General features: G+C 65.4%; 7 protein-coding genes. 6 read left to right on the forward strand and 1 reads right to left on the reverse strand.

Annotated elements, in window-relative coordinates:
• A partial coding sequence (locus Q0105_RS17280) for an FG-GAP repeat protein (protein WP_298213377.1) occupies positions 1-670 on the forward strand: 670 nt, incomplete at its 5' end.
• Between the two features lie 133 nt (positions 671-803).
• Here the strand turns inward: Q0105_RS17280 and Q0105_RS17285 are convergent.
• Positions 804-2729 carry an acyl CoA:acetate/3-ketoacid CoA transferase gene (locus tag Q0105_RS17285; protein WP_298213378.1) on the reverse strand — a complete coding sequence of 642 codons (1926 nt, stop codon included), beginning with the start codon at positions 2727-2729 and terminating at the stop codon, positions 804-806.
• 246 nt (positions 2730-2975) lie between these two features.
• Between Q0105_RS17285 and Q0105_RS17290 the strand changes: the two genes are divergently transcribed.
• The 5 genes from Q0105_RS17290 to Q0105_RS17310 all read left to right on the forward strand — a co-directional run bounded on the left by Q0105_RS17290 (position 2976) and on the right by Q0105_RS17310 (position 8201).
• Positions 2976-5186, forward strand: a complete 2211-nt coding sequence (locus Q0105_RS17290) for a malate synthase G (RefSeq protein ID WP_298213379.1) — start codon at positions 2976-2978, stop codon at positions 5184-5186.
• Positions 5187-5347: 161 nt separating this feature from the next.
• A complete protein-coding gene (locus Q0105_RS17295; protein WP_298213380.1) occupies positions 5348-5608 on the forward strand; it encodes a cysteine-rich CWC family protein in 261 nt (86 codons plus the stop codon).
• Positions 5595-5834, forward strand: coding sequence for a 4-oxalocrotonate tautomerase (locus Q0105_RS17300; protein ID WP_298213383.1), 240 nt, complete (start codon positions 5595-5597; stop codon positions 5832-5834). The genes Q0105_RS17295 and Q0105_RS17300 overlap by 14 nt, the downstream gene beginning before the upstream one ends.
• Positions 5835-5896: 62 nt before the next feature.
• Positions 5897-7357 carry a DHA2 family efflux MFS transporter permease subunit gene (locus Q0105_RS17305; protein WP_298213381.1) on the forward strand — a complete coding sequence of 487 codons (1461 nt, stop codon included), beginning with the start codon at positions 5897-5899 and terminating at the stop codon, positions 7355-7357.
• A gap of 76 nt (positions 7358-7433) precedes the next feature.
• Positions 7434-8201 carry a class II glutamine amidotransferase gene (locus Q0105_RS17310; protein ID WP_298213382.1) on the forward strand — a complete coding sequence of 256 codons (768 nt, stop codon included), beginning with the start codon at positions 7434-7436 and terminating at the stop codon, positions 8199-8201.
• Positions 8202-8328 lie beyond the last annotated feature (127 nt).

Raw genomic sequence — 8328 nt, forward strand, 5'->3', positions numbered from 1 at the left:
GGACAACACGGCCACCAATGCGGGTGCGGTCTATGTCTTTACCCGCAGCGCCAGCGCCTGGAGCCAGCAGGCCTATGTGAAGGCCAGCAATACCGAGGCGTATGACAACTTTGGCACCAGCGTGGCCCTGTCGGGCGACGGCAACACCCTGGCGGTGGGGGCCTACCTTGAGGACAGCAGCGCCACCAGCATCAACGGCAACCAGACGGACAACACGGCCACCAATGCGGGTGCGGTCTATGTCTTCACCCGCAGCGCCAGCACCTGGAGCCAGCAGGCCTATGTGAAGGCCAGCAATACCGGGGCGGGTGACGGCTTTGGCACCAGCGTGGCCCTGTCGGGCGACGGTAACACCCTGGCGGTGGGGGCCTCGGGGGAGGGCAGCAACGCCCAAGGCATCGGCGGCGACCATGGGAACAACGCGGCTGGCAACTCCGGCGCGGTCTATGTGTTCACCCGCAGCGCCAGCACCTGGAGCCAGCAGGCCTATGTGAAGGCCAGCAATACCGGGGTGGGTGACTACTTTGGCTACAGCGTGGCCCTGTCGGACGACGGCAACACCCTGGCGGTGCCGGCCTGGGGGGAGGACAGCAGCGCCACCGGCATCAACGCCGTTGGCGGCCAGGCGAACGATGCGGCCGGTAACTCCGGCGCGGTCTATGTGTACTGACCCCGCGCCCGGCGCTGCTGACTGCTGGCAGCAACGGCGCTAGGCGCGGCATCAGCGGAGCACCAAAAATTCAAGCCAAATTGGCAGTTTGCGCCCGCAGGATAAGCGCTAACAGCTACCGATTTGATAGCAATCAAGACAAGCGCGACTTCAGAAACCCCACCGTGCCATAGCGTTTGACCTCGGCATAGTGGTCGCGCGTGAGGCCCTGCACCATGGTGGCGTAGGCGTCGGCCAGGTCGGGGGCGATGGTGAAGTGGTCGTAGTTCACGATGACGGCCACGCGTTCGCCCTGCGCGGCGAGTGGTGCCAGCAGGCGGCGCACTTCGTGGCCGATGGCGTCGACGGTGTTGCGGGTGCTGATCTTGAGGCCGGAAAAGTCCACATGCAGCAGCCTGCGCGCGGCGTCGAGCTCGAAGCGCTGCACCAGCGGGCGGTTGAGCAATTGCTCGCGCAGGCCCAGCGGGCCGGGCTCGAACAGGCGCAGGTCCATGGCCTGCAGGCCGGGGCTGATGCGGGGCGCAAAGCCCATGTGGGCGAGCACGTCGCGGTGCAGGTCGATGCCGGGCGCCAGCTCGATCAGCTCCAGCGCGCCGCCGCCATCGGGCTCGCCCGAGGGCACCAGGCGGAACACGCAGCGCTCGGTCACATACAACACGCGCTGGCCGCGCCGCAGGGCCTCGGCGCCGCTGAAGGTGCGGTGCTCAACCTCGCGCACCAGCTTGCGCGCGCCGCCTTCGTGCAGGATGTGCAGGCGGCCGTCCACGGCCTCTACCTGCAGCGCGCCCGCCGTGAAGGTGCCCACAAAAACCACGGTCTTGGCGTTTTGGCTGATGTTGATGAAGCCGCCCGCACCCGCAAGGCGCGGGCCGAATTTGCTCACGTTGAGGTTGCCGTGCTGGTCGGCCTGCGCGAGGCCGAGGATGGCGATGTCGAGACCACCGCCGTCGTAGAAGTCGAACTGGTTGGGCTGGTCGATGATGGCCTGCGGGTTCACGGCGGCGCCGAAGTTCAGGCCGCCTGCGGGGATGCCACCGATCACGCCGGGCTCGGCGGTGAGCGTGACGAGGTCGATGATGCGCTCTTCGGCGGCCACGTTGGCCACGCCTTCGGGCATGCCTATCCCCAGGTTGACCACCTGGTGCGGGCGCAGCTCCAGCGCCGCGCGGCGGGCGATGATCTTGCGCTCGGTGAGGGGCATGGCGTCGAGCGTGTCCATGGGCACACGCAGCTCGCCCGCAAACGCGGCGCTGTAGGGCTCGGCAAAGGTCTGGTGGTGGTGCGCGGGCTCGGTGGCCAGCACCACGGCGTCCACCAGCACGCCGGGCACTTTCACCTGGCGCGGGTTGAGCGTGCCGCGCTCGGCAATGCGCTCGACCTGTGCAATGACCACGCCACCCGAGTTGCGCGCGGCCATGGCGATGGCCAGGGCTTCGAGCGTGAGCGCTTCGCGCTCCATGGTGAGGTTGCCGTCGGCATCGGCCGTGGTGGCGCGGATGATGCCCACGTGGATGGGGAAGGCCTTGTAGAACAGGTAGTCCTGCCCGTCGATGGGTAAAACGCGCACCAGGTCTTCGGTGGTGCGCGTGTTGAGCTTGCCGCCGCCGTGGCGTGGGTCCACAAAGGTGTCGAGGCCCACGCGGGTGAGCGTGCCAGGCTTGCCCGCAGCGATGTCGCGGAACAGGTGGGTGATGACGCCCTGGGGCAGGTTCCAGGCTTCGATCTGGTTGTCCACCGCCAGCTTCTGGATGCGCGGCACCAGGCCCCAGTGCCCGCCGATCACGCGGCGGAGCAGCCCGGCGTGGCCCAGGTGGTTGAGGCCGCGCTGCTTGCCGTCGCCCTGCCCGGCGGCATACACCAGGGTCAGGTCGCGTGGCGCCTGGGTGGCATGCCAGCGCTGGGCCAGCGCAACGGCAATGCTCTCGGCAAAACCGATGCCCACAAAACCGCCCGTGGCCACGGTGTCGCCGTCGTGGATGAGCTGCACGGCATCGGCGGCACTGACGATCTTGTTCTTGTAGGCGGCGTTCTGCGCGCTGGCGGCCAGGGGTGCCTGCATGGATTTGTCTCCCGGTGGGATGGATTGTTTTGTGTGCGCAGCGTAGTGGCTTATTGGCAGCAGCACCACTACGGGCGAGTACGGATGGTCAGGGGTGGCATATCGACCACTTTTGCTTAAAAGTCACTGGTTTAGAGATTTTCAACGTATTTATATGCGCGTTGATTTGCAATACAGTGTGTTCATCGTCGCCTTTCCTGGCGCTTTCTTTTTCCCTTTTTTTCTTTTTCTTCAGCGAGCTTTTTCATGACCGACCGCACCACCGTCCACGGCCTGCAAGTGGCCACCCCCCTCTTTCGCTTTGTCGAAGACAAGGTGCTGCCCGGCACGGGCGTTGGCAGCGAAGCGTTCTGGAAAGGTTTTGGCGCCATCGTGGCCGACCTGGCCCCGCGCAACATCGCCTTGCTGGCCGAGCGCGACCGCCTGCAGACCGAGCTGGACACCTGGCACAAGGCCAACCCCGGCCCCATCGCGGACATGGTGGCCTACCGGGGTTTTCTCGAAAAAATCGGCTACCTGGTGCCCCAGCCTGCCGATGTGAAGGCCACCACGGCCAATGTGGACGATGAGCTCGCCACCCAGGCCGGCCCACAACTGGTGGTGCCTATCCTGAACGCGCGCTACGCCCTCAACGCCGCCAACGCGCGCTGGGGCAGCCTGTATGACGCGCTGTACGGCACCGACGCGATCCCCGAGACCGATGGCGCCGAAAAGGGCAAGGGCTACAACCCCGTGCGCGGCGCCAAGGTGATCGCGTTTGCACGCCAGGTGCTGGACGACACTGCGCCGCTGGCCACGGGCTCGCACAAGGATTCGACCGGCTACCGCGCCGAAGGCGGCCAACTGGTGGTGGCACTCGCCAACGGCGGCACCACGGGCCTGAAGGACCCCTCGCAGTTCAAGGGCTACCAGGGCAATGCCGCAGCGCCTTCGTCGGTGCTGCTGCAGCACAACGGCCTGCACCTCGATATCCAGATCGACCGCAGCACGCCCATCGGCCAATCTGACGCGGCGGGCGTGAGCGACCTGGTGCTGGAAGCCGCGCTGTCCACCATCCTCGACCTGGAAGACTCCGTGGCCGCTGTGGACGCCGAGGACAAGGTGCTGGGCTACAGCAACTGGCTGGGCATCATCCAGGCCACGCTGACCGAGCAGGTCGCCAAGGGCGGCAAGACCATCACGCGCGGACTGAACCCTGACCGCGTCTACACCGGCCCCACGGGGGGCGAGGTGCGCCTGCATGGCCGCTCGCTGATGTTCCTGCGCAATGTGGGCCACCTGATGACCAACCCGGCCATCCTGTGGACCGACGCGCAAGGCAAGGAGCGCGAGATCCCTGAAGGCATCATGGACGCGGTGGTGACGACTGCTATCGCACTGCACGACCTGCAAGGCCATGGCGCCAACGGTATCCGCAACTCGCGCAAGGGCAGCGTCTACATCGTCAAGCCCAAGATGCACGGCCCCGCCGAAGTGGGCTTTGCGAGCGAGCTGTTCGGCCGCGTGGAGCAGTTGCTGGGCCTGCCCGCCAACACGGTGAAGCTGGGCATCATGGACGAAGAACGCCGCACGTCCGTCAATCTGAAGGCCTGCATCGCCGCCGCGTCGGCCCGCGTGGCCTTCATCAACACCGGCTTCCTGGACCGCACGGGCGACGAGATGCACACCGCCATGCACGCAGGCCCGATGATCCGCAAGGGCGACATGAAGACCAGCGCCTGGATCCAGTCGTACGAAAAGAACAACGTGCTGGTGGGCCTGTCGTGTGGCCTGCGCGGCAAGGCGCAAATCGGCAAGGGCATGTGGGCCATGCCCGACCTGATGGCCGAAATGCTCAAGCAGAAAATCGCCCACCCCAAGGCGGGTGCCAACACCGCCTGGGTGCCCAGCCCCACGGGCGCCACGCTGCATGCGCTGCACTACCACCAGGTCAAGGTGAGCGACATCCAGATCGAGCTGGAAAAAACCGACGCCAACGGCGAGCGCGACAACCTGCTGACCGGCCTGCTCACGGTGCCCGTGAGTGCCAACCCGGCCTGGACCGACGCCGAGAAGCAGCAGGAGCTGGACAACAACGCCCAGGGCATCCTGGGCTACGTGGTGCGCTGGGTGGACCAGGGCGTGGGCTGCTCCAAAGTGCCCGACATTCACAACGTGGGCCTGATGGAAGACCGCGCCACGCTGCGCATCAGCAGCCAGCACATGGCCAACTGGCTGCTGCACGGCGTGGTAACCGAAGCCCAGGTGCGCGAAACCTTTGAACGCATGGCCGCCGTGGTGGACGGCCAGAACGCGGGCGACCCGCTGTACCGCCCCATGGCCGGCAACTTCGGCACCAGCATGGCTTACAAGGCGGCCTGCGACCTGGTCTTCAAGGGCATGGAGCAGCCCAGCGGCTACACCGAGCCACTGCTGCACGCCTGGCGTTTGAAGCTGAAGGCTGCGCAGGCGGCCTGATTCCGGTTTGCGCGAGGCGGCAGCGGCCGCTCCTCTATTGATAGCTGCTAGCGCTTATCCATCAAGCGCCAGCAGCTATTTTTACTTGATAACATCCACAACACCATTCTATCGGCCACCGCTTTACACTGGCTGGCAGTGCCTCTGCTGCCACCGGCTCCATGTCCACCGAGAACCCTTGCTCGCCATCCCAGTCCTGCTGCCCGCTGTGTGGCGGGGCCAATCAGTGCGCCATGGCAGCGGGCGGCGCCCCCGAGAGTTGCTGGTGCATGACAGCAGCACCCATCGCCCCCACCGCCCTGGCCGCCGTGCCCGAGGCCCAGCGCGGCCAGGTGTGCATCTGCGCGGCATGCGGCAGCCCGCAGGCGCAAGAACCAGTGCCCCCAGCTTTTGCACAGCGGCCCCCGCCTGCGCCGATATGATTTCCGCTTTCGTTTTGATAACCCGAAGGAGTCTGAAATGCCCACGTACCACATTGAAATGATGGAAGGCCGCACGGTCGAGCAAAAACGCAAGCTGGTGGAAGAGATCACCCGCGTGAGCGTCGAGATCCTGGGCGGCTCGCCCGAATCGGTGGACATCCTGATCACCGACGTGAAGCGCGAAAACTGGGCCACGGGCGGCAAGCTCTGGCTGGAACGGACCTGAGAGCCTGAACCACCACGGCCCGGCCGTTTTTCACCGTCCCCACCGCCTGCGTTGAATCGCCCATGACGGAATCTTCCGGCTCCTTGTCGGTGCTGCGCGCGCGCTATGGCGAGCGTTACCGCTGGCTGTTGCTGCTGTCGGTCATGGTGGGCACGATGGCGTCGATCATGTCCTCGACCATCGTGAACGTGGCCATCCCGGACATGAGCCACCACTTCGCCCTGGGGCAGGAGCGCGCGCAATGGGTCACCTCGGGCTTCATGGTCGCCACCACGGTGTCCATGCTCACCACGCCGTGGTTGCTATCCCGCTATGGCTACCGCGCTACCTATGTGGGTGCCATGCTGCTCTTGCTCGCGGGTGGTGTGGGGGGCGGGCTGGCGCGCGACTTTGGCCTGGTGCTGGCCGCGCGTGTGGCCGAAGGCCTGGCGGCAGGCGTGGTGCAGCCCATTCCCGCCGTCATCATCCTGTATGCCTTCCAGCCGCACGAGCAGGGCCGCGCCAGCGGAGTCTTCGGCATGGGTGTGGTGCTGGCGCCTGCCCTCGGCCCCAGTATCGGCGGCCTGCTGGTGGACTGGTTTGGCTGGCGCTCTATCTTTTTCATGGTCGTGCCACTGTGCCTGGCCTCGCTCTGGCTGGCCTACAAGTTCGTGCCGGTGACCGCGCCCGGCGGCGTGCAGGCCAACCGGCAAGGCGAGGCGCTGGACTGGCGCGGCCTGCTGCTCGGCACGGTGGGCACGCTGTGTTTGCTCAATGGCCTGGTGTCGCTGCACGGCGGCTCCATGGTCGAAGCCGCCGGCCTGCTGGTCGGCGCCGCCATCGCCGTTGCGTGCTTCATCGCCTGGCAGCGCAGGCTGATCCACAGTGGGCGCAAGCCGCTGATGGACCTGCGGCTGTTCCAGTACCGCCAATTTGCGATGGGCAGCGTGGTGGCTTTCATTTATGGCACGGCGCTGTTTGGCTCCACCTACCTGCTGCCGGTGTTCATGCAACTGGGGCTGGAGCTGTCGGCCTCACACGTGGGCACCCTCATGCTGCCCGCAGGCTTTGTGCTGGGGATCACCATCGCCTTCGTTGGCCGCCTGGCAGACCGGCAACCCACCCATTTCCTCGTCAGCACCGGCCTGGGCTTGCTTGCGCTGTCTTTCGGGCTCATGGTGTTCGTGGGCCTGGGCTCGCCGCTGTGGACGCTGGTGGCCCTGGCCATCCTTGGGCGCATCGGCCTCGGTTTCATCCTGCCCTCGCTGAACCTCGGGGCCATGCGGCCGCTGGACAAGTCGCTGATCTCCCAAGGCTCCAGCGCCATCGGTTTTTTGCGCATGCTCGGCGGAGCGGCCGGTGTGAGCCTGTGTGGCATCGTGCTGGAGTGGCGGCTGGCTGCCCATGGGGCGGCGCTCACCGTGGGTGCCAGCAATCCTGCCCGCATCACAGCGTTTGGTGAAACCTTTCTGATGCTGGCCAGCCTGTGCCTGCTGGCCATGGTGGCCGCCTGGCAGTTGCGCGAACCGACGACGCCACGCTGAAGCCGCGCCCCTCCTGTAGTGGTGTGCTCAAACCCTATTCGCGATACGACCTCGAAGAAGAAACGGAACCCAAGCCATGTGCCAACTGCTCGGCATGAACTGCAATGTCCCCACCGACGTGACCTTCAGCTTCACGGGGTTTGCGCAACGCGGCGGCAAGACCGACCACCACAGCGACGGCTGGGGAATCGCTTTTTTTGAAGACAAGGGCCTGCGGCACTTTGTGGACCATCTTGCGGCGGTGGACTCCCCCGTGGCCGAGCTGATTCGCCGCTACCCCATCAAGAGCAAGAACGTCATCGCCCACATCCGCAAGGCCACGCAGGGCGTCGTGAGCCTACAGAACTGCCACCCTTTTGTGCGCGAACTGTGGGGGCGCTACTGGGTGTTTGCCCACAACGGCGATCTGAAAGACTTCCGCCCCCGGCTGCACTCGCATTTCCGCCCGGTGGGGGACACCGACAGCGAACATGCGTTCTGCTGGATCATGCAGGAGCTGGCCAAATCACACGCCAGCGTGCCGTCCGTCCGAGAGCTGACCCTGACGCTCCAGGAATTGGCGGCGCAGATCAGCCCGCACGGAACGTTCAATTTTCTGCTTTCGAATGGCCAGGCATTGTGGGCGCACGCCTCAACAAGCCTGTACTACATCGAAAGACGCCACCCCTTCGGTTCCGCGCAACTGAGCGACGACGACCTTCTGCTGGATTTCTCCAAAGAAACCAACGAGAAAGACGAAGTGGCGGTGATCGTGACAAGCCCACTGACAACAAATGAGCAGTGGACGGCATTTGGCAAAGGAGAACTGCTGGTGTTCGAGCAGGGTCGGCGGCTACCGGTTTGAGTTGCCGGTTTGAGCTGCCAAGCGTGAGTCGCCAAGAATGCGAGGCTCAAGAGGGTCTCACAATTTCGAGGCCCCCAAAGCAAAGCGCCCTTCTACTCCATGGGGAGCAGAAGGGCGGTTTGGGCTG

The sequence above is a fragment of the Acidovorax sp. genome (assembly GCF_027492855.1).
In the GTDB taxonomy this organism is placed as follows: Bacteria; Pseudomonadota; Gammaproteobacteria; order Burkholderiales; family Burkholderiaceae_C; genus Acidovorax.

Coding starts and splice junctions, on each gene's coding strand:
- Q0105_RS17290 (WP_298213379.1), top strand. CDS start 2,976: ATGACCGACCGCACCACCGTCCACGGCCTGCAAGTGGCCACCCCCCTC.
- Q0105_RS17305 (WP_298213381.1), top strand. CDS start 5,897: ATGACGGAATCTTCCGGCTCCTTGTCGGTGCTGCGCGCGCGCTATGGC.
- Q0105_RS17295 (WP_298213380.1), top strand. CDS start 5,348: ATGTCCACCGAGAACCCTTGCTCGCCATCCCAGTCCTGCTGCCCGCTG.
- Q0105_RS17310 (WP_298213382.1), top strand. CDS start 7,434: ATGTGCCAACTGCTCGGCATGAACTGCAATGTCCCCACCGACGTGACC.
- Q0105_RS17285 (WP_298213378.1), bottom strand. CDS start 2,729: ATGCAGGCACCCCTGGCCGCCAGCGCGCAGAACGCCGCCTACAAGAAC.